Origin of the sequence: Faecalicatena contorta (assembly GCF_001404335.1) — a bacterium.
GTDB classification, from domain to species: Bacteria; Bacillota; Clostridia; order Lachnospirales; family Lachnospiraceae; genus Faecalicatena; species Faecalicatena contortus_B.
The window spans coordinates 18759-40889 of sequence record NZ_CYZU01000019.1 but is presented as its reverse complement, the minus strand read 5'-3'; the positions used below and the strand labels follow the sequence as shown (position 1 = coordinate 40889).

General features: G+C 41.3%; 21 protein-coding genes. 18 read left to right on the top strand and 3 right to left on the bottom strand.

Annotated elements, in window-relative coordinates; genetic code table 11:
* Positions 1 to 397 precede the first annotated feature (397 nt).
* A complete protein-coding gene (locus ARB69_RS11215) occupies positions 398 to 2323 on the top strand; it encodes a GGDEF domain-containing protein (RefSeq protein WP_055153152.1) in 1926 nt (641 codons plus the stop codon).
* Positions 2324 to 2419: 96 nt separating this feature from the next.
* Here ARB69_RS11215 and ARB69_RS11210 read toward each other — a convergent pair whose 3' ends face one another.
* The 3 genes from ARB69_RS11210 to trxA form a co-directional block, all read right to left on the bottom strand.
* Positions 2420 to 2839 (bottom strand): RrF2 family transcriptional regulator, encoded by a 420-nt coding sequence (locus ARB69_RS11210; protein ID WP_050642020.1) that lies wholly within the window; start codon positions 2837 to 2839, stop codon positions 2420 to 2422.
* A gap of 130 nt (positions 2840 to 2969) precedes the next feature.
* Positions 2970 to 3890 carry a thioredoxin-disulfide reductase gene (gene trxB / locus ARB69_RS11205; RefSeq protein WP_050642019.1) on the bottom strand — a complete coding sequence of 307 codons (921 nt, stop codon included), beginning with the start codon at positions 3888 to 3890 and terminating at the stop codon, positions 2970 to 2972.
* 3 nt (positions 3891 to 3893) lie between these two features.
* Positions 3894 to 4211, bottom strand: a complete 318-nt coding sequence (trxA, locus tag ARB69_RS11200; RefSeq protein ID WP_050642018.1) for a thioredoxin — start codon at positions 4209 to 4211, stop codon at positions 3894 to 3896.
* A 268-nt stretch (positions 4212 to 4479) separates the two neighbouring features.
* On the opposite strand from trxA, the gene ARB69_RS11195 reads away from it, so the two are divergent.
* From ARB69_RS11195 to ARB69_RS11115, 17 genes are all read left to right on the top strand, one after another.
* Positions 4480 to 5253 (top strand): SDR family oxidoreductase, encoded by a 774-nt coding sequence (locus ARB69_RS11195; protein ID WP_055153150.1) that lies wholly within the window; start codon positions 4480 to 4482, stop codon positions 5251 to 5253.
* Positions 5254 to 5268: 15 nt separating this feature from the next.
* Complete coding sequence (locus ARB69_RS11190; RefSeq protein WP_050642016.1) at positions 5269 to 5607, top strand: hypothetical protein; 339 nt, start codon at positions 5269 to 5271, stop codon at positions 5605 to 5607.
* Positions 5608 to 6002: 395 nt separating this feature from the next.
* Positions 6003 to 6725 (top strand): ABC transporter ATP-binding protein, encoded by a 723-nt coding sequence (locus ARB69_RS11185; protein WP_050642015.1) that lies wholly within the window; start codon positions 6003 to 6005, stop codon positions 6723 to 6725.
* Positions 6722 to 7465, top strand: a complete 744-nt coding sequence (locus ARB69_RS11180) for an ABC transporter permease (protein WP_050642014.1) — start codon at positions 6722 to 6724, stop codon at positions 7463 to 7465. Before ARB69_RS11185 ends, ARB69_RS11180 begins: the two co-directional genes overlap by 4 nt.
* Before the next feature lie 126 nt (positions 7466 to 7591).
* Positions 7592 to 8461, top strand: coding sequence for a MerR family transcriptional regulator (locus ARB69_RS11175; RefSeq protein WP_055153148.1), 870 nt, complete (start codon positions 7592 to 7594; stop codon positions 8459 to 8461).
* 188 nt (positions 8462 to 8649) lie between these two features.
* Positions 8650 to 9429, top strand: coding sequence for a YveK family protein (locus ARB69_RS11170; RefSeq protein ID WP_050642012.1), 780 nt, complete (start codon positions 8650 to 8652; stop codon positions 9427 to 9429).
* A gap of 18 nt (positions 9430 to 9447) precedes the next feature.
* Positions 9448 to 10233 (top strand): class B sortase, encoded by a 786-nt coding sequence (gene srtB, locus ARB69_RS11165; RefSeq protein ID WP_055153146.1) that lies wholly within the window; start codon positions 9448 to 9450, stop codon positions 10231 to 10233.
* On the top strand, positions 10208 to 11284 hold the full coding sequence (locus ARB69_RS11160; RefSeq protein WP_055153144.1) for an LCP family protein: 1077 nt from the start codon (positions 10208 to 10210) through the stop codon (positions 11282 to 11284). The genes srtB and ARB69_RS11160 overlap by 26 nt, the downstream gene beginning before the upstream one ends.
* Positions 11285 to 11337: 53 nt before the next feature.
* Positions 11338 to 11922, top strand: coding sequence for an LPXTG cell wall anchor domain-containing protein (locus ARB69_RS11155; RefSeq protein WP_050642009.1), 585 nt, complete (start codon positions 11338 to 11340; stop codon positions 11920 to 11922).
* A gap of 576 nt (positions 11923 to 12498) precedes the next feature.
* Positions 12499 to 13236 carry a CpsB/CapC family capsule biosynthesis tyrosine phosphatase gene (locus tag ARB69_RS11150; protein ID WP_055153142.1) on the top strand — a complete coding sequence of 246 codons (738 nt, stop codon included), beginning with the start codon at positions 12499 to 12501 and terminating at the stop codon, positions 13234 to 13236.
* A gap of 63 nt (positions 13237 to 13299) precedes the next feature.
* The gene (locus ARB69_RS11145; protein ID WP_055153140.1) at positions 13300 to 14001 is read left to right on the top strand and encodes a polysaccharide biosynthesis tyrosine autokinase; all 702 of its coding nucleotides are present in this window, start codon (positions 13300 to 13302) and stop codon (positions 13999 to 14001) included.
* Positions 14002 to 14064: 63 nt separating this feature from the next.
* Positions 14065 to 15477 carry a sugar transferase gene (locus tag ARB69_RS11140; protein WP_050642006.1) on the top strand — a complete coding sequence of 471 codons (1413 nt, stop codon included), beginning with the start codon at positions 14065 to 14067 and terminating at the stop codon, positions 15475 to 15477.
* 502 nt (positions 15478 to 15979) lie between these two features.
* Positions 15980 to 17041 (top strand): glycosyltransferase, encoded by a 1062-nt coding sequence (locus ARB69_RS11135; RefSeq protein ID WP_055153138.1) that lies wholly within the window; start codon positions 15980 to 15982, stop codon positions 17039 to 17041.
* Between the two features lie 25 nt (positions 17042 to 17066).
* Positions 17067 to 18257, top strand: coding sequence for an O-antigen ligase family protein (locus tag ARB69_RS11130; RefSeq protein WP_055153136.1), 1191 nt, complete (start codon positions 17067 to 17069; stop codon positions 18255 to 18257).
* Positions 18258 to 18272: 15 nt separating this feature from the next.
* The gene (locus ARB69_RS11125) at positions 18273 to 19709 is read left to right on the top strand and encodes a flippase (protein WP_055153134.1); all 1437 of its coding nucleotides are present in this window, start codon (positions 18273 to 18275) and stop codon (positions 19707 to 19709) included.
* Entirely contained in the window at positions 19706 to 20515 is an 810-nt protein-coding gene (locus ARB69_RS11120) for a 6-hydroxymethylpterin diphosphokinase MptE-like protein (protein WP_055153132.1), read from the top strand. Before ARB69_RS11125 ends, ARB69_RS11120 begins: the two co-directional genes overlap by 4 nt.
* Positions 20516 to 20527: 12 nt before the next feature.
* Complete coding sequence (locus ARB69_RS11115; protein WP_055153130.1) at positions 20528 to 22126, top strand: cytidylyltransferase domain-containing protein; 1599 nt, start codon at positions 20528 to 20530, stop codon at positions 22124 to 22126.
* Positions 22127 to 22131 lie beyond the last annotated feature (5 nt).

The window sequence follows — 22131 nt, the reverse complement described above, 5'->3', positions numbered from 1 at the left end:
GAAATACGATAATTTCTTGTGATGGGGCAGCTGTTTTTGGATTCGTTATCCAAAAGTCACTCCATTTTTCAGGCTATTTTACACCGAGAATTATTAAGATCCGTTTTCCGATTATTTCATGACAGAGAGGTTCTAATGGGGGCTTTCGGCTATCCTTTTATGGAGCTGGTGTAAAAGACCGGCAGGGAAAGGACTCGTTCCTTAGGTGGGCCCAAAAAAGTGTATCCCCGCACAGGCATAGCCAGCCCCAGTGTCCCCCCGTCCTCTCTGTCATTAAGCATCTACAACCAACGACAAGGTAAAAGCCTGCCGACTAAAACCAGATTTTAAATTTTGGATGCAGTGTTTCAGTTATATGGTATAATGTAGTAGTAAAGTTGGATGGAGGGGGAACAGTATGAAGTATCAGATCCGGAAGAAATTATGTTTGATCATATCGGCGGCCATGCTTTTCTCTCTGCTGCTGAATGTTCTGCTTCAGGTTAATCTGGCGGAAAAGTCTATGAGGACGGAATCTGAGAATTTATTCTGGCAGATTAATCAGATATTGGTGCAGAATGAAAAGGACGTCGAACAGATCAAAGCAGATTTTGCGAGGAACTGCCTCATTAATGCAAAGGCCGCTGCTTATATCATGCAGAACCGGCCGGAGATTATTGGGAATCAGCCGGAACTGGAGAAGATTGCTAAGCTGCTTCAGATCGATGAGTTTCACATATTTGATACGGAGGGAAACTTGTATGCGGGGTCGCAGCCTAAATATTTTGGGATGAATTTTAATTCCGGGGAGCAGATGCAGTTTTTTCTTCCAATGCTGGAGGACCGTTCTCTTGAGCTCTGCCAGGAGATAACCCCGAATACGGCAGAGAGCAAGCTTATGCAGTATGCGGCTGTCTGGCAGGAAGACGGCAAAGGGATTGTGCAGATTGGAATGGAACCCGACCGTGTTGTAGAGGCTATGAAAAGAAATGAGCTTTCCTATATATTTTCAATTGTTACTGCGGATGAGGGAAATGTAATCTGTGCGATAGATCCTGATACCCATAAAGTGCTGGGATCTACAGACAGCAATTATATTAACAGAGATGTCAAAGAACTGGGGATAAAAGGGGAGGCTCTGGCGGATGGAGAAGAGGGATTCCGGACGGAGTTTGACGGGGAAAAGAGTTACTGTTTGTTCTCGCGCACGGGTTCCGTAATACTTGGGCGGATCTGTCCCGAGAGCACAATGTACCGGAATATATCTAAAAATACGCTTATGCTGTCCTTGTATCTTGCGCTGCTGGGCGTGATTATTATTGCAGCAATTTCAAGGTATCTGGACAGATATATAGTGCGGGGGATTTCTTCGGTCAATCAGAAACTGCGTGTGATTACCGGAGGTGACCTGGATACCCTGGTGAGCGTAAATACGACGCCGGAATTTGCCGAACTGAGCGAACAGATTAATGAGATGATAGAAAGCCTGCTGGATATGCCGAATAAATTATCAGCAGTGCTGGATATTGTGAAGATTCCGGTGGGGATCTATGAGTATCGGCTGAATATGAAGCGGGTGATGGCTACGAGTGGGATAAGAAGCATTCTCTGTCTGTCTTCGGAAGAAACTGAGAAGATTCTGTCAGACCATGGGCTGTTTGAAGCAAAACTGGAAGAGATCCGACGATGCCCGGAGGAAGCAGAACGGGGGATTTACCGACTTCCCTGGGAAGAAGAACGGTATATCCGAATGGATTCCATTCCTTACGAGAATGGCACTTTGGGGGTTATTCTGGATGTGACGGAAGACATGGTTGAAAAGCACCATATTGTATATGAAAGAGACCGGGATTTTCTGACCGGTTTATATAACCGCCGGGCTTTCTACAGCAGGTTTGAAGGAATCATGAGCGGAAAGCAGGAATGCGGCCAAGCAGTGCTGTTTCTTGCCGATGCCGACGGACTAAAAAAGGTAAACGATCAGTATGGCCATGCTGGCGGAGATGACTACCTGCAGGGAATAGCTGATGTACTGCTCTCCTGCCCGGCCGGAAAGAAAGTTGTGAGCAGACTGGGGGGAGACGAATTTGCCCTGCTTATTTATGGCGCGAAAGACAGGGCGGAATTGGAAGATTATATCAATGCGGTGCAGAAGACTGTAAGCCAAAGCATTGTAGAGATCAACGGACAGATCTCGATTCCTGTGCGACTGTCTGCGGGATACGCATTCTATCCGGAGGACGGCAGTGACTGCAGTGGATTGATGGAACTTGCGGATAAACGCATGTATGAGGCAAAGAAGAGCAGGGGATATAAACCCCGTAATAAGAGTGTATCCAGTTGATGATACACTCTTAAGGGTAACAGCTACAACAAACTGAGCTGTTACCCTTATATAGACTTTTCAACAGGAGTCTGCCATATTCAAGTTTCCTCTGGTTTAATCTGCCTTTCCGAAAATCTGCTCCTCAATGTCTTTTATTGTAACACTCTCCAGATATTGTTTTCCGATTTTATTTAGACTGCCATAGATTCCATCCATGACTCCGGCCATTCCGGATGCGACCAAACAAGGCATATCAATATTTCCGGAATGCCAGGAGGGCTTTACAATATCCATCTGCAGAGCATCACAAATTTGTTTCAGATTGATATCCTCTGGATTCCTGGCAATTCTATAGCCGCCCCTCAGGCCTTCTTTGGTATCGAGTAAATTATATTTTTTCAGCCTTGCCATCACTTTTCTGACCCGGACCGGATTTGTGCAGATGTTGGCTGCCAGCTCTTCACTGGAGAGCGTTTCCTTCTTATGGTCCAGAAAGACCAGTGCGTGCACCGCGATTGTAAATTCTCCTGTCATGTTATCACCCTTCAGTTATATTTGTTCCTGCCCATTTCGCTCTGTTAGTGAGTCTTTGTGAAACTATTTTCAAAAATTTGGTTCTTTCAGTAGATTATTTATCCATCAGACCTATTTTTTAAACAATTTTCTACATTCCACTTAGAAATTCTTCCGCGTATTTAGAGGCTACAGCGCCATCAGATGCTGCTGTTATAATCTGACGCATGGGTTTTGTACGGACATCTCCGACCGCAAATACGCCGGGAATATTTGTGCGTGTTGTCTCATCGGCCTGAATATAGCCGTGGGAATCCAGCGTAACCTGTCCCTCCAGAATGGCTGTATCAGGAACTCTGCCAACTGCCACGAAGATCCCGTCACAGGGAAGGTAGGACACTTCTTTTGTATTGACATCCTCCAGTTTGGCTCCGATGACTTTCTTTTCGTGAAGAACGCCGGTTATCCGTGTGTTCCAGTGGAAAATGATATTGCTGTTGTTCAGCGGCTCGATATAGATCCGTGATGCACGGAGCTGGTCCCTACGGTGAACCAGATGTACTTCTTTGCAGATTTTAGAGAGCAGAATAGCGTCTGCAGCCGCAGTATTTCCTCCGCCTGCGATTACCACGGTCTTATTCTTATACATCATCCCATCGCATGCCGCACAGTAAGCGACGCCATGTCCGCGCATCTCCTGCTCTCCGGGGACATCCAGTTCGCGCGGAGAGGCGCCCATTGCCAGAATCACAGTGCGTCCAAGAACTTCTCCTTCTGAGGTGATAAGTTTTTTGGGATTGGAGGTGAGTTCCATTTCATCTACCTGGGCAAAAGCGGTTTCCACACCGAATCTGTCTGCGCCCTTTTTCATCTTTGTGGCCAGTGTGTAGCCATCTATACCGTCTTCAAATCCCGGATAATTATCGATCTGTTCGGTAGTCGCCATCTGTCCGCCCGGAGAAAGCTTCTCCAGTACCAGAACGGAAAATCCGCTCCTGGCGGCGTACAGGGCCGCGGTATAACCGCCGGGGCCGCCGCCCACAATCACAACATCATATTCCTTCTCTTTCATCCTCTATACCTCCTTTATCCACTTTTGTATCTCTGCTTTCGAGCCCGGATTAACAAGCAGTTCACTGTGCTGGCCGTCCTTGAACATTAACAGGGAGGGGATCGTGTCCACATCGAACTTTTCCGCTAGTTCCGGCTCGTCATCCAGATTGACTTTTCCGATTGCCACTGTACCCTGGAGGTCTTCTTCCAGCTGGTCGATTACGGGGCCCAGACGGCGGCAGTAACCGCACCATGGCGCCCAGAATTCCACAATTATGGGGGTTGTATTCTGATTTGTATGCTCCTGAAAATTATTGCTTGTTAAAGTGAGTTGACTCATCTTTGGCACCTCCTGATTTTTATCTTTTTTGTTTTCTGCGCAGTGCTGTGAATATAAATGTAATACTGATAGTTACAGTTTATACTGTAATTATATTAGTATCAGTTTGTGGTGTCAAGTGTTTTTATGAATCTTTTTGATGAAAATAAAAGTATGTTTAAAATTTATCAGACTATTGTTAAAATATTATTTAAATTGACAGTATATTTATTGCGTGGTAATGTAAATGTACAGTTTTGGAATACACTTTTGAAAAGGGAGGTTTATTATGAGTGTTTATATTATTACAGGAGGAACAACAGGTATCGGGGCTGCTGTAAGGACGACATTGCTGGAGCAGGGCCATGAGGTTTTTAATATTGACTTAAAAGAGGGAGATTTCCTGGCAGATCTTTCTAAAAGTGAAGAACGCCAGAATGCAATTGAGACAGTAAAACTACGCTATCCGGATGGGATTGACGGGCTGTTCTGCAATGCCGGCGTGGGGCCCACTGCACCGCCTAAGCTGATATTCAGTCTGAATTTCTTTGCGGGAATTGAGATTGCAGAGGGACTGCGCCCACTGCTGAAGAAAAAGAACGGGAGCTGTGTTATGACCTCTTCAAATTCGGTGACAAATCATACGGTCCGGTGTGACTGGGTAGACATGATGTCAAACGTCATGGACGAAGAACGGATATTGGAGATGGCGGCAGATATACCGCGTACAATGGCTCCATCCGCCTATAGCTCTTCCAAGCATGCTCTGGCCAGGTGGGTAAGGAGAGTATCTCCTGCGTGGGCAGTGGACGGTCTGCGTATAAATGCGGTTGCCCCCGGCAACACAACGACTCCGATGACACAGGGAATGACTGATGCACAGCGGGATGCGGCGCTTTTGATTCCGATTCCAACGCGGTATGGAAGAAAAGAATTTCTGGATGCACAGGAAATTGCAAACGGCATGTTATTCCTTGCTTCGCCGCTGGCCAGCGGGATCAATGGAATTATCTTATTTGTAGACGGCGGAATTGATGCATTATTGCGTTCAGAGCGTTTTTAGAAGGGAGAGAAAGTGATGAGAATTTTAGAACAATATATGGACTGTATGCAGCGTGGTGATAATGTGGGGCTAGCCGACCTGTTTAATGAGTACGGGGTGCTTCACGATGCTTCCTTAATAAAGATTGGAAGCGATACGATGCATCTGGAAGGGAAAATGGCCGTAGAAATGATGTTTCACCATAAGTTTGGATTCAATGGAGGACCATTCAAAATATACAGTGTCAAATACAATGGGGACAATCAGGTGTGGTACTTTATTCAGTATGGAGATACAATACTGCCGGTAACCGCTTTTCTGGAGAAAACGGATGAAAATGGAAAGATTAAGCGGCTAAATATATATCCGCTCTAAATAATTAAAGTGTTATAAAATTACATCGCATATGGTGATAAGATCTTTATACTTAAAAGTTGTTAAATTTATATCCATTATAATAAGAAGAAACTGCTCTGCCCGAAACATTTTTTAGATGTTTTCAGCAGGGCATTTTTTTATGATATAGGAAATTCCTTTGGAATTTCCTATATCATAAAAACCCTCCGGGGGATGCACACGCCGCGATAAGGTATATAGCCGCAAAGCGGCATCGCGGCGGTGCCAAAGTGTGCAAGCCCCTCATGAGTGAGGGGCTTGCACACTTTGTTATATTCTGCATGATTCAGAAATAGGATTCAGAAATATAAAAAACATCTTGACTCTTCCCTTACGGGAGACTGTAGGATGAATTTGTAAGGAGGAGCAGAGAGATGAGAACATGTATGAAAGCAGAACATTTAACAAAAAAGTTTGGGGACAGAACCGTGGTTGACAATCTGTCATTTCAGGTATACAGCCGTGAGGTCTTCGGGCTGCTTGGACCCAACGGGGCTGGAAAAAGTACGACAATTGAGGCCATCCTGGGTTTAAAAAAAGCGGATGGAGGACAGGTGGAACTACTGGGAATGGAGCCGGGAAAGAAACGGAAAGAGCTCTTTCATAAAGTAGGGGTTCAGCTGCAGTCCTCTAACTTTCAGAACAACATTCGGGTTGAGGAGATATGCGAAGAGCTATCCGTACTCTACCGTAATCCGGCGGATTATTGTGATCTGCTGCGCAGGTTTAAGCTGTGGGAACGGCGTAAACAGCCAGTGGACAAGTTATCGGGGGGAGAGCGCCAGAAACTGTCGGTAGTGCTTGCGTTAATGCCGGATCCTGAACTGGTATTTCTGGATGAGCTGACAACCGGGCTGGATACTGCTGCGCGCAGGGAAGTCTGGCAGTCTCTCAGGGAATTAAAGGAAAACGGTATGACGATATTTCTGACCACACATTATATGGAAGAAGCAGAAAGTTTGTGTGACAGGATCATGCTGATAAAAGCGGGAAAGAAGATCGCAGAGGGGACAGTGGAAGAAATCATCCAGACGAGTCCATATGACAATTTGGAAGATGCGTATCTGTGGTATATGGGAGAGGAGGAATTGGCATGAGACAATTTGGAACCTTATATAAAATAGAACAAAAGCTGGGACTGCGCTGCCCCGACGGCCTGATCTTCGGCGTTGCCATGCCGGTAGGAGTATTGGTGCTGATTGCCGTAATTGCAGGAAACAAAACTGCCGGATCAGGAGGAAGCCTTACGTATCTTGAAAGCGCATTTGCATCGCTGACCGCGGTAGGTATCTGCGCCAGCGCATTTATGGGAATACCACTGACAATTGCAGATTACCGCGATAAAAAGATCCTGAAACACTTTTTCGTGACACCCTGCAGCCCAATGATGCTTCTGGGAGCAGTGGTCGTATGCGGCGTGGTAACAGCACTTGTCTCATGCGCTGCGGTTTCACTGGTTTCCGTAGTGGTATTCGGATATCGGATGAAGGGAAATGTACTTTTGTTTCTGGCATCCTATCTGCTGGTAATGGCTGCTATGTACAGTGTCGGAATGCTAATTGCGGGCTTGTGTAAAACGGTAAAGGCGGCAAACGTAATAACCACAGCAGTATATTTTCCTATGTTATTTTTATCAGGTGCAACAATTCCCTTTGAACTATTTCCAAAAGGACTGCAGAATGTGGCGTCCATCCTGCCGCTGACGCAGGGAATCAAGCTGATGAAGCAGGTATCAATGGGTGGTGCGGTTGAAAATATCAGCGGCACAGTTCTTCTGATGGTAACTATTACCGTTATCTGCTGTGTTCTATCTAAATTGACATTCCGGTGGGAGTAACTTACTATTGAAAAACAGCATATGTTAAAAACTTTATTGTGCAGGGTCTCCAAAGGGGTGCTATTCACAGCCTATGGTCCGTGAATAGTAACTCCAGAGACCCTGTATTAGGAAAGGCGGACAACCATGAAAAAAGAGCACATCTGCGATATAAAGGAACCCTTCAAATTATATAGAATCGGCATGTTTGCCAGCATGAACCACGTAACCGTAAAAACACTGCGCTATTATGACGAGCAGGGCCTGTTAAAACCGGTCAGTGTAGATACTGCAACGGGCTACCGCTATTATACAGCCGGCCAGCTGCCTGTCATACACCAGATACTGGTGCTTCGGAACATGGGATTTTCCCTGGAAGAAATCAAAGGGATACAGAGAGGTGAATCAGAGGAAGAATTACTGCGGGCAAAAAAACGCCAGCTCCTGGCCGAGATTGCAGAGAAAACTGCCAAACTGGCACAGGTAGAATGTTACTTATCTTCTGAAAATATAAATACGAATTACCATGTCCTCATTAAAAAGATACCTGAGGTAACCGTCGCATACATGAAAAAACGCCTGCCGGACTACGGTGCCATGTTTGATGTCATGCCCGCCATGGGAAAAGAAATGGAACGTCTGGGGTGCGTCTGTGCAGAGCCGGAATACTGCTTCACCATCTACCATGACGGAGAACACAGAGAAGAAGACATAGACGCAGAAATATGTGAAGCAGTCACCGAAGAAAAACCTGACTCAGAACTAGTTCAGTTCAAAGTAATACCAGAAGTACAAACTGCCGCATGCGTACTGCACAAAGGTTCATATGAAAGATTCCCGGAAGCATACGCCGCGGTCATAAGATTTATAGAAGAAAACGGCTATGAAATCTGTGGCAGCCCAAGGGAATCCTATATAGACGGAGTATGGAACAAAGAAACAGAATCAGAATGGCTCTCAGAGGTGCAGTTCCCGGTAAGGAAAATCGTAAAAGAGGATTCAATTTTTCAACAGTAATCAATCCCCTGAGAATAAGCCCTAACCGGCCTGCCGGATGAACCTGGCCTGCCACGCTTCTCTTCGCAGCAGGCATCACTCACATCCTTCTCCAAATCCCGGCATTTTTTGTCATTCCCAGTTGTGTTTTGTCGTCTCCTGTGCTAGAATAAAACAGATTCTAGCGATTAAAGAGGGAGATTTTTATAATGGAAGAGCAATTACGAGATGATGAAATAGAGATTGATTTACTAGAGATAATTCACGCGCTTTGGCGGAAAGCATGGCTGATTATACTCTGCCTGGCTGCCGGAGCAGTGATTGCAGGTGCCGCGACCAAGTTCCTGATGGTGCCGCAATATACTTCTTCATCTATGATCTATATTCTAACGAAGACAACCAGTGTGACATCTCTGGCGGATATACAGATGGGGACACAGCTCACGGTTGACTTTGAGACGCTGGCTACAAGCAGGCCTGTTGTGGAAAATGTAATCGAGGAGCTGAACCTGGATACGACTTATGAAGACCTGGTGAAGACTATTTCTATATCCAATCCTGCAGACACCCGTATCTTGAAAATCAGTGTGGAGAATCCGGATGCGGAACTGGCAAAAGACATCGCCAACGCAATGGCGAATGCAACCGCTGACAGAGTTGCAGAAGTCATGAGTACGGACAAGCCAAGCATCGTGGAGGAAGCTGTCATTTCAGAGTACCCCTCCAGCCCTGTTTTGAAGAAGAACGTGGCAATAGGCGGATTGCTTGCGGCACTGCTTGCAATAGCAATTATTATCGTTCTGCTGTTGCTGGATGATTCCATTAAGACAGAGGATGATGTAAGAAAGTATCTTAATATGAATACATTGGCGGTAATTCCGCTGGAGGCAGGAGAATCTTCAACAAAGAAACAGCGCATGAGCAAATATGGCGGGGAGAAGAAAAAGAAAAAAAGAAAGTCAGGCTCTTCGCAGGCTCATAAGAAATAAGAAAGAAGGTTTCAGAAGTTGAAAAAAAGTACAAAAGCAGCCTTAACCGTAGTTCTGGTTTTGATTGCGGCAGCATGCATTGGTTATATCATTTATTATTTTGCAGGACAGGACAAAAGAAGTAACGCTTACGATGAGGTTCAGAAACAGGTGAACCTGGAACCGGAAAAAGAAACAGAGGAACCAAAAAGTTCGGAGGCCCCGAAAGAACCGAATCCGATAGATTTTAAACAGTTACAGGAGACTAATCCCGATATTTACGCATGGATCTCCATCCCGGATACGAACATCAATTATCCGATCGTACAGAGTGCTACGGATAACACGTATTATCTGGACAACACAATAGACGGGCAGGCGGGCCTGCCGGGATCAATCTATACGGAGAATCTGAATGCAAAAGATTTTTCTGATTTTAATACTGTAATTTACGGACACGACATGCTGGACGGCTCCATGTTCCAGAATTTACATAATTATGAAGACCCAACGTATTTTCAGGAACACTCAAAAGTGTATATATACACACAGGAGAAGAAGCTCACATATGAGGTTTTTGAGGCAGTTGTTTATGACGACAGACATATTCTGCTGTCCTTTGATTTTACGATGAATCATCAGAAGCAGGCTTATCTGGATTCGCTGAAAGCAGTCCGGGAGTTAGGAAGCAATTTTAATGACAATGTGCAGGTGGGGCCGGAAAGCCGTATTATTACAATGAGCACCTGTATTGGCGACAGACCGGATAACAGGTATTTAGTAGGAGCTGTACTGACAGATGAGTATGAATATGAAGCACAATAATAAAAGAAGTTCGGATGGTTCAGGTCATACCGGGAATAAGCCTACAGGGCATGGGAAGAAGAATACAGGTTTGATCGTGGGTGTTATCGCAGTGATCATTCTCGTGATAATTGCGGGCACATTATTCTTTATGAAGTCCAGACAGGAAAAGGCGCAGGTGCCTTCTAAAAAGTCCGCTTCATCCTCGCAAGGTGAGACCAAATCAGATTCAAAGAATATAACCTACCAGGGACAGGCATATGAATACAACCGGGATATTAAGGCGGTGGTATTTCTGGGGGTGGATAAAAAGGGTGATATGGACTATGCTCAGTTCATGGGAGACGGCGGTCAGGCAGACAGCATTATACTGATGGCGCTTAATGAGAAAGAGAAGACGGTCCAGCTTTTCCAAATTTCCAGAAATACAATGACGAATGTAGACGTATATTCTGAAAAAGGAGAGTACTTAACGACACAGAAAATGCAGATTGCGCTCCAGTATGCATACGGAGATGGTGAGAAGAAGAGTGCCTGGCTGATGAAGAAGGCAGTATCAAACCTGATGTACGGTGTTCCGATCAGTGCATCCATTGCAATGAGCATTGACGGAATCTCTACAGTGAATGATCTGCTGGGAGGAGTTGAGATTACGGTTCCCAAGGATTATACTTATGTAGATCCTGTCTTTGAGCAGGGAAAAACCCTCACTCTGACGGGAGAACAGGCAGAAAAGTATGTACGTTACCGGGATATCAACGTTACAGGAAGCAACAATGACCGAATGGAGCGGCAAACACAGTTTGTCATGGCGCTGATGTCACAGTTAAAGGATGCATCCCAGAGGGATACAGAGCTATATGCCAAACTCATGACAGGAGCGAACCCTTATTTCACGACGGATATGAGCGCGGATGAGATTATGGCGTTATCCAATTATGAGATGTCCGGCGAAATACAGACGATTCCCGGAGAAGAACGGGCAGGTGCAGAACATGACGAATTTTATACAAATGAGGACGAATTACAAAAAATGGTAGTCAAAACCTTTTACAAAATTAAGGATATGTGATACAATATGGAAATGAACTAGAATTTTATTATTTTACTTAGGAGGGACTAGTCATGAAAAAAAGTAGAATGAAGAAATTAGTGGGGGTTTTAGTATCGGCTGTAATGCTTCTTACTATGACCATGGGTGTATTTGCTGCAGGAAGCCCGTCAGCTAATTTCCAGAGTGGTACAAAAGCCACAGACAAGGACGGCAATCCGGTTACTGTAACATTTGCCGCTGCAACACAGACACCAAGCGCTGCAGACATCACAGCAGTTATTCCGAACGGAACACTGGTAACATCATTTGATCTGACAGCACCGGATTGGGATTTCGCTAATGGCCCGCTGACAATCAGCTTCCCGTTAGCAGGAGCAACATCAAACACAAAAGCAGCAGTGCTTCACTTTGACGGCAGCTGGAAGAACGTAACAGGAAGCGTTGGCGACGGCGTTATCACAGGTACTTTCGACAGCTTATCACCAGTAGCAATCGTTGTTGACAACAGCACATTAACAAACAGCGGTAATGGAACAGCAACTGGAACATCACCAAAGACAGGCGAGTCTTCACTCGTTCTTGCATTAGGCGTATTAGCAATGGCAGCAGCAGCTGGAGCTTACGGCCTGAACAGAAAAAAAGCTTATAACAAATAATTTGTACTTATAAAACAACAAATGAGAATAAGCAAATCAAATCTCTTTCTGACAGTAATTGCCAGAAAGAGATTTTTTTGTATAATAAGAAATTGCTTAGTACTTTCCTATTATACAAAACCCTCCGGGGGGATGCAAACGCCGCCATAAGGTATATACCCGAAAAGCGGGCAATTCCAATAAGTTACAAAAAGAAGCACATTTACAGAGTGTAATTACGGTGGCATATAAAAAAGCGATTTCTGCAAAAAAAGCGGCAGACACATAGAGAAGTGTGCGAGTCTGCTCTGCATTTTGTGATAAAGTCTGTTATTTGTGCACTTTGTATCAATTAATTATAAAAAAGCGAAGTTTATAAATTGAATTGTGGCGTATTTGCGGGCTTTCTGGTAATTTGCATAATATGACAATAAAACGCAATGTTAGTACAAATTCTACAGATTTCTTGACAAATGGGAAAGTAAGCGATAAACTAAATGTTGTATCTGGTAAAAGAAAAAGGTGTAATACTATGTTTTAATGCATAGTACAGATATATAGATAGAAAGTCACAGGAATGACTAGGAGGCCAGCCTGATGGAAAGATATATTGACATGCACTGCCATATCCTTCCTGGAGTAGATGATGGGGCTGCCAATATGGAGGAGACAGAGAAGATGCTGCACATTGCTTATGATGAAGGCATCCGTTGTATGATTGCGACTCCCCATTACCATCCCCGCAGAGGACACGAGCATCCTGACGTATTAAGAAAGAAACTAACTTTAGTCCGTAAAGCCGCACAGAACATTGATGATAAATTCCGGATCTATCTTGGTACGGAAATATATTTTGGACAGGATGTTCCTGAAAAGATCAGGCGTGGTGAGATACTCACAATGAACAGAAGAAATCAGGTCATGGTTGAGTTTTCGCCTGCAGATAATTTTTCCTATATCAAACAAGGACTGCAGCAGATACAGTCAGCTGGATATGAAGTGATTCTCGCACATGCGGAGAGATATCTTTGCCTGCTTGATAAGTTTGAGTTAACAGAGCATATCTGGAACATGGGGGTTAATATACAGATTAACTCGGGTAGCATAACTGGGGATTCCGGGAGAAAGGCAAGACAGTTTGTAAGGGATCTGATGGACCAGGATATGGTGTTTGGTGTGGGTTCGGATGCACACCACTCTGAGAGCAGATCTCCCAGAATGGAAAAGGCAGCCGCATATGTAAAGAAAAAATACGGAGAGCCGTACATGAGAAAAATATTTTTCAATAATGCGGCATCCATGCTTAGAAAGATAAATAGTAAAACAGAAAGTTAATACACCCTTGAAGTAACAGACAGAGTTGCAACCGGGAGCCAGGGGCAGAGGAGGATAAGTGGAATGCAGGAAATAGTGCTGAAAGGCATGGATAAGGATTTCAGGAGTAATGAGGCGTATAAAACCCTCCGTACTAACATTGAGTTTTCCGGAGCAGACAATAAGGTTATAGTATTTACAAGCTGTACGCCGAATGAAGGAAAAAGCACAGTATCCCTTTCTGTATCCAGTTCTTTGGCAGAGGCAGGAAAAAAAGTGCTGTTTATAGATGCGGATCTTAGAAAGTCAGTTCTTGCCGGCCGTCAAAAGTTAACAGGAGCAATGAAAGGATTATCTCATTTTCTGGCCGGGCAGGCTGAGGTCGGTGATATCATGTACAAGACGCAAAAGGCCGGCCTTGTTGTTATGTTTGCAGGTGTGGTACCGCCTAATCCCGCAGAGCTGCTGGGACATAAACGCTTCGAAAACTTAATCAGCAGCGCCAGAAAAGTTTATGATTATATTATTATAGATGCACCGCCACTTGGAAGTGTAATTGACAGCGCGATCATAGCAAAACAATGCGATGCTGCTGTGATGGTAATTGCATCTCAGGCAATTAGTTACAAGTTTGCCAAAAATGTTAAAAAGCAGCTGGAAAAATCAGAATGCCCGATCTTAGGAGTTGTACTGAACAAGGTTGATATGAAGCTGAACCAATATTATGGAAGATACTACGGAAGATATTACGGCAAGTACTACGGAAACTATGGAAACGAAGAGTGATACCGTATATGGAATGAGAAACCGATTAGTATCCGTTAAGTAGTATGAGGATGGGGGAGAAGCATGTATCAGAATATTGTAAAGGGCTGGGCTAAACATTTAGACTTTACGATATTGGACATTGTGTGCCTTGAGGTTGCATTTTTCATTTCTTATTTAATAAGAAACGGTTTTCCAGAGGGCGGTCTGAGCGATCAGTATCAGAGTATGATTTGGGCCATCGTGTTTGTAAGCCTGCTGGCAGTATTCTTTATAAACAGTTATGAAAATATCATACGCCGCGGTTACATGGCGGAGATAAAGCAGTCAATATTACACTGTGGGTTTGTCACAGTAGGGCTTATTATATGGATGTTCATATTTAAAGAATCCAGTTCCTATTCAAGGGCAATAGTTTTATCCATGTGCCCTATGAGCATGTGCTTTATGATTGTGGAAAGATTATTCTGGAAGCGGATCATACGCATGCGGATAAGCGGTAAGAAAGCCAGAAGAAAAGTGCTGATCATATCTACCTCAGCGCGGATTGAGGAAACAATCGAAGGTCTGCTTCAGCCATACAGAGATTACCAGCTGACCGCTTGCGCGCTGTATGACACAGCCGACCAGGTTGGAACCAGTATCAAATATGTACCCGTAGTGGCCGATAAAGACCATATCATCAAATACATACAAGACAGCATCATAGACGAAGTGTTCATAGACCTGCCCGGGCAGGAAAAAGACGCCGAAAGGCTGATGAGCATATTCGTGGGCATGGGCTTGGTATCCCATGTAAACCTGGCTCGATTTACAGAGCAGGTTGAAAACAAAAGAATCCAGAGATTTGCAAGTTATATGGTCTTGTCTTCCAGTATGAAGTTCGCGACGCCGAGGCAGTTGTTCTTCAAACGGCTGATGGATGTTGCAGGAGGTTTGGTAGGACTGATAATAACCGGGATTGCATTTATCATATTTGCTCCGATTATTAAGAAGCAGTCACCAGGACCGGTTTTCTTTTCTCAGGAAAGAGTAGGGAGAAACGGAAGACGGTTTAAGATTTACAAATTCCGTACCATGTACCCTGATGCAGAGGCGCGGAAAAAAGAACTGATGGAACAGAACAAGATGAGCGGCTTTATGTTCAAGATGGACAACGATCCGCGGATCATCCCCATCGGACACTTTTTAAGGAAAAGCAGTATCGATGAACTTCCGCAGTTCTGGAACGTTCTGAAGGGGGACATGAGCCTTGTAGGCACACGGCCTCCAACGGTGGATGAGTATGAACAGTATGAAGTGCGTCACAGGAAGCGGCTGGCTATGAGACCGGGGCTGACTGGGATGTGGCAGGTGAGTGGCCGAAGTGATATTGTGGACTTTGAGGAAGTTGTGGCTTTGGATGCTAAGTACATAACAGAATGGACGCTGATGATGGATTTTAAGATTATTTGGCGGACGGTATTGATTGTGCTGGGGCAGAAGGGGGCGGTTTAGGGAATTTAAACTCAAAATAATAACAATTATTTGGAGGACAAAGTACATTTTAGTAAGCTTTTAGTTACTACAAAAACTATAGCAGTATTTTACTTCTCTCAAATATACTTATTACTTTTTAAATCTGATCATCAACTTAATGCAAAAGTATAATGCATACAGGCGATCCTTATATAAGTTTCAGCTACAAACACCTTATCTTTAAAATAAGGAACTCAATAAAAAAATCAGCCAAAAGGAATGTGGATAAATTTGACGCGACTGTATATTGTGTTTCCCCTTCTTCTGAAAAAGCAATAGAGCAGTATTTGATCAGCAAGCTAAAGCTACGGGAAAATCAGTTCTTGTAATCGACAAACGTCAGAATATTGCGGGAAATAAAGAACTAAAAGATGCAGAGGAGATGATCATTTTGAGTGGTCGTCTTATCGAATATAAATATTACGACACGGAGACTATAATTGTGTCTGCGTTGGAGTGTGTAGAGGGAGAAGTAAAGTAAATGAAAAAGATACTAATGGTTTGTGAAGCATTCGGAGGTGGAGTTTTTTCTTATGTTTCTCAACTCTGCAATGATATGGTTGATAGTTTTGATGTCTATCTGGCATATTCGCTTAGACCCCAGACGCCTAAAAACTATAAAGAATTTCTTGATCCCAAGGTTCATTTAATTGAGATGAAATATTTAGGGGGTAAAGGACTTACAAGTATTAAAAATGATATTGCAGTGATTAAAGAATTAAGAGCAATTGAGAAAAAGGTAAAACCTGATGTGATTCATCTTCATTCTTCAATTGCAGGTGGTTTGGGAAGACTAGCATACAATGGGAAAAGTAATACTGTTGTATACACACCACATGGGTATGCGCACATTCTTATGGGACCTGGCAAGAAGAGCATTGCGTATAAAACTGCTGAGAAAATTCTTGGGAATAGAGCTCTTACTCTGACCTGCTGTGAAAGCGAAGATGAAGAAGCAAAGCGGTTTTCTAAGAGAACAGCATACGTTGAAACGGGTATTAACTTAACAGATTTATCAACTTCACTTGATGGTATTGACCCGGTTAAAAATGAGAAATTCACAGTGTTTACTTTAGGACGGGCTTGTAAACAAAAGCAACCTGCGCTGTTCAATAGGATTGCAGAACTTGTACCAGAAGCAAGATTTATATGGATTGGTAATGGCGAACTTGAAAATGAGCTTACCGCTCCTAATATGGAAATCACAGGTTGGAAGCCTAGAAAAGAGGCTCTTGCGATGGCAAAAGGTGCAGATGCGTTCATCCTTTGTAGCCTTGGAGAAGCAATTGCAATGAGTCTTATCGAGAATATGTTTATTAAGAAACTTATTTTGGTAAGTAACACAATGGGTAATAAAAGTGTTATTAATGATGGTGTAAACGGTTATATTTGTGAATATGCTGAAGAATATGCAGATAGAATTAAGGCTGCAATAAAAGAATTCCCCAGTAGCCTTCCAGAGCAAGCATATCAGGACGTACTGACCATTTACAATACTGATGTAATGAAGAAAAAGTATGTAGAGTTTTATTCTTCCTTATAAGACTTTATGAGGCGGAGATTCTAAAATGAAACTAAGATTAAAGATTCATCCAAAAAGAATTACGAGAAATATAGTTTTTAGTGTTGTATTTTTTGCATTATTAAAACCAGATTCGTTAGCTTATCTTGGCCTTGGATGGTTAGACACATTGCTGATTGTTTGTGATGCCTTTGTACTTTTATATTTTGCAGAAGAATTACTAGTTCGAAGGTACAGGATGAGCCACATAACTAAATGTATTATAGCCATTTATTTGGCTATGACCTTGTCTACTGTTTTGGTTTCACACGATTACTTTACATTGCTTAAAACGGCAGGACCAGCTATTGCAATGTGTATGTTTACAGATCATTCAATGCAGAGGAGACCAATTGAATACTTAGAGGCTTCATTTAATCTGCTTGCATTATTATATACATTGAATTTAATTACTATTATCCTTTATTACCCTAATGGAATGTATCAAACAGATTATGTAGTTGGTGATACTTATTTAATGGGATTTGATAATGGTATGATTTATAATTTTTTACCATTGTGTTGTTATGCTGCGATTCAATCATATATCAAAGATAAAAAACTTTTTACTAGAAGAACGATTTTTGCTTTTGAGTTAATGCTAATATCTGAGATCTATGTAAGTAGTGGTTCAGGAATAATTCAAGCAGTATTACTTCTGTTATTAATGCTTGCAGTAGACAAGAATTTGATGAATCACTTTATAAAACCAACAATAATGTTCCTTGTTTTTTATGTAGGGACTTTCTTGATTACAATATTAAGAATTCAAACTTATTTTGCTGACTTTATTATTGGAGTATTAGGAAAAGACTTGACAATGACAGGCAGAACATATTTATGGGATTACGCAATAAGTAGTATTAAAGAAAACCCGATTATAGGAATTGGAGCAACAGGTAGAACAGTTTTAGGAATCAATGATCATTATTATCCTCATCCGCATTGTATGTTACTTGACTTCCTATATAAAGGTGGAATAATAATGTTTTTCTTTTTTGTATTGTTGACAATTTTATTTATAATTAGTTATAAAAAAGCAGAATCAAAGACATTAGGAAATATCATCCTGATAACGTTGTTTGTATTTTTAGTTGGAGAAATGGTTAATTCAGCACAGTATAAAATATTTTTTTGGGGAATATTTGTTCTGATTGGTTATGTGAATCATTTGGAGGCAATCCGCAGAGCAGGATAATAAGGAAGGATTGAAATGCAGAAAAATTCGTTATATAAGAACTCCTTATATTTTATCTTATATAGAGTTATAAATGTAATCTATCCTTTAGTAACAGCAACATATGTGTCAAGAGTCTTGAAGCCCGATGGCGTAGGTCAGATATCTATAGCTCAAACAGTAGTGATTTTTCTAACTGCCTGTGCATGCTTGGGTATTCCTAATTATGGCACAAGAGAAGTTAGTAAGGTTGATAATAGGGATGAATTAAGCAAATTATTCTCTGAACTATTTATTACTAATCTATTATCGACGGCTATTTTTGCCGCATTATTTTATTCAATCATTCCTCTTTTATCAAATGATCTCGAAATTAATAAAACCTTATATTATGTTGAGGGAATCATTTTAGTTCTGAATTTTATTAATGTTGACTGGTTTTATCAGGGGAAAGAAGAATTCAGATATATAACTATTAGAAGTTGTATTGTAAAGTTCTTGTCAATTTTTGCTATATTTGGTTTTGTTAAAAATGAGGGGGATATTGTAGTCTATGCAATAGTATTTGTAATAGCATATGCGGGCAATTATCTGTTTAATGTTATAAATTTACGAAAATATGTTTACTTCACTTTGAGAGGAATAACCCCCAAAAAGCATATCAAATTAGTATTGATTTTAGCAATCACATATATTTCAAATGAAATATATGTGACGGTAGATACAGTAATGCTAGGTTTCATGTCTGGAAACTCAGCTGCTGCATACTACTCTAATGCAATGAAACTTATAAAGATTCTTGTAAATGTATGTACGGCTATGGGAACCGCCTTGCTTCCAAGACTATCGAGGGTTTTGTATGACGGAGATAGCTTGGGGTTTGAAAGGATTACTAAAAAAGCTGTGCATGTGCTAATGTGGATTACTCTAGCATGTGTTACAGGAATTATTTTAACTTCGCAACATTTAATTATTGTTCTTTTTGGATATGATTTCGCACCATCTATTGGAATTATAAGAGTACTGTGTTTTCTTATTGTGTTTCGAAGTTTTTCAAATCTTTTTTTGCAGATATTATTGTGTACCAACCAAGAAAAAATTACAACGTATGGATATTTTAGTGGCATGATTCTTAACATAATCTTGAACTATTTTTTTATTCCATATTGGGGAGGAGAAGGCGCTGCCATTGCGTCTGTTCTGAGTGAATTATACATCTGTTTATTCCTTTTCTTCTTCTTGAGAAAAAAGACAAAGATTAAAGTAGATCCAAAATACTTAGCGAGTTTGGCGATTTCAATAACATGCATGGTGATTTGTGTCCAAACAACAAAAATATGGGCATTTTCTCATTTTATGAGTCTTGCTATTGAAATTGCTATAGGCTTTCTAAGTTTTGTTTTTGTTAATATGATCTCAAAAAATGAAGTGTTGTATTTATTTTTAAAAAAATATGGAGGAAGCTCGAAATGATTCTAAAAGTGAAAACAAGAAAGAATATTCTGAAGATTCCGTTTGCAAGAGAAGTCAGCAATTATATTGTCAATGTAGGAAATGAGCTATTTTATAGTAAGTTGAATTCTACACGGCAATTTGACAAGAAAATCAGATCCATAAAAGGAACAAAAACAGGAAAAAGATGTTTCATTGTTGGAAGTGGACCGAGTTTGACTTTAAATCAGCTAGAGGCAATAAAGTGTGAAGACTGTTTTGGTGCTAATCGTATTTATAAAATGTTTGAAAAGACTGTTTGGAGACCCAAATATTATGTGATTCAGGATAAATATGATAGCACAAAAGGCATTTATGAAAAACTAGATGTAGAGAATCTATTTATTTCTGATTTTTATTGGAAAGAACATGGAATGAGTAACCCCAATGCTATTTGCTACCATATAAAAAGAGCTTTAAAACAGACGCGTAATCTTCCTTTTAGTGAAGATTGTTCGACGTTTGTCCAAGCAGCTTCAACTGTAACTTTTACAATGATTCAGTTGGCTTGTTATATGGGATACTCTGAAATATATTTAATAGGTATGGATCATACGTATGCAAATGTGACTAATGATAAAGGCGTTATTATTCAGAAGAATAATGTAAAAAGCCATGCTTTTGAAGATGAAAAGCCAAACGAAGTAGTTGCAAATATTGCTTATATGGAACAGGCATACCGTACAGCTAAAAACTATTGTGAATCACACGATATTAAAATATACAATGCCACTTTGGGTGGTGCTTTAGAGATATTTGAAAGGGTTGACTTTTGGAAATTAATATAAAGAGGTGCGACGATGAAAATTTTAGCCGTAATCCCTGCACGTGCAGGATCTAAGGAAATTCCTAATAAAAACATAAGAATTGTTGGTGGTCATCCACTTATTTATTATTCAATAAAAAATGCTCTTTCATCAAATTACATAACTGATGTAATTATATCAACTGATTCTGATCATGTAAGAATTATTGGAGAGCAGATGGGAGCATTGGTAAAAAGGCGAGAGGCGGAACTTTGTGAAGATGCGGTTACTCTAGATGCAGTAATCCATGATGCTGTTCCAGAAGGAACATGGGATTACATTATTACAATGCAGCCAACCTCTCCAACCTTAAGAGTTGAAACACTGGACGCTGCCATTAAGTATACCATCGATAGTGACTTGGATACAGTTATCTCAGCCATTAACACACCTCATCTCTCTTGGGGGGAAAGGGACGGTAAGAAAATACCAAATTACACAAGAAGATTGAATCGTCAATACTTACCACCTTGTTATATGGAAACTGGTGCATTTGTTATTTCAAAGGCAACAGTCGTAACATCTAGGACTAGAATTGGAGAGAAGGTTGATGTCTTTGAAATTCCGGAAGATGAGTCTCAGGATGTAGATAATTTTAAAGATTTACGAAATGTTGCAGCTGTGCTTGATAGGGAAAAGGTAGCAATCTATGTAAACGGGAACAACAAGCGTGGAATTGGTCATATTTACAGAGCTCTTGAAATAGCTGATGAGTTCTATTCAAAACCGGATATTTATTATGATATGAATCAGACTGATCCTAAAGTATTCGGAACAACGACTCATAAATTAATTCCTGTTAATGGTATTGCAGATTTGTTCGAAGTTTGTAAAAAAGAGAATTACACAATTTTCATCAATGATATTCTTACTACTTCTATTGATTATATGATTGGACTGAGAACTGTGCTTCCAAACGCTAAGTTAATTAACTTTGAAGATGATGGTGAAGGGATATTGAAAGCAGACCTGGTTTTCAATGCGCTTTATCATGAAGGTGATCTACCTCAGGTCAAAGCAGGAGAGAAATACTATATCTCTGGAAAAACCTTCATGTTCTACAAGCCTATTGAGATTAACGAAAAGGTTGAAAGAGTGTTTATTTCTTTCGGTGGAGCAGATCCTCAGAATTATTCTGATAGGTTGCTGTCTATTGTCAGCCAAGATGAGTACAAACAATATAAGTTCGTAGTTGTTCTTGGAAGAGCAAAATATAATGTAAATAAGCTTCTAGAGTATAATAAATATGACAATCTTGAAGTATTGTATGATGTTTCGAATATGCCCGAACTTATGAGTTCTTGTGATATTGGTGTTACCTCAAGAGGAAGAACTGGTTACGAGCTTGCTATTCTCGGTATTCCATCAATATCAATGGCACAGAACCATCGTGAGGAAAAACATGGTTTTGTTTGCAATGAAAATGGTTTCAGTTACATCGGTTTGAACCCGGCTGATGAGGTTATTAAGGGAACACTTGATATGTACCTTAAGATGTCACAATCAGGTAGAATGCGCTACCATGAAATGCTTTTAAGCCACGACTTGCGTGGGGGAAGAAAGAGAATTATGAGTCTGATTAAAAGTTTATAAAAGGA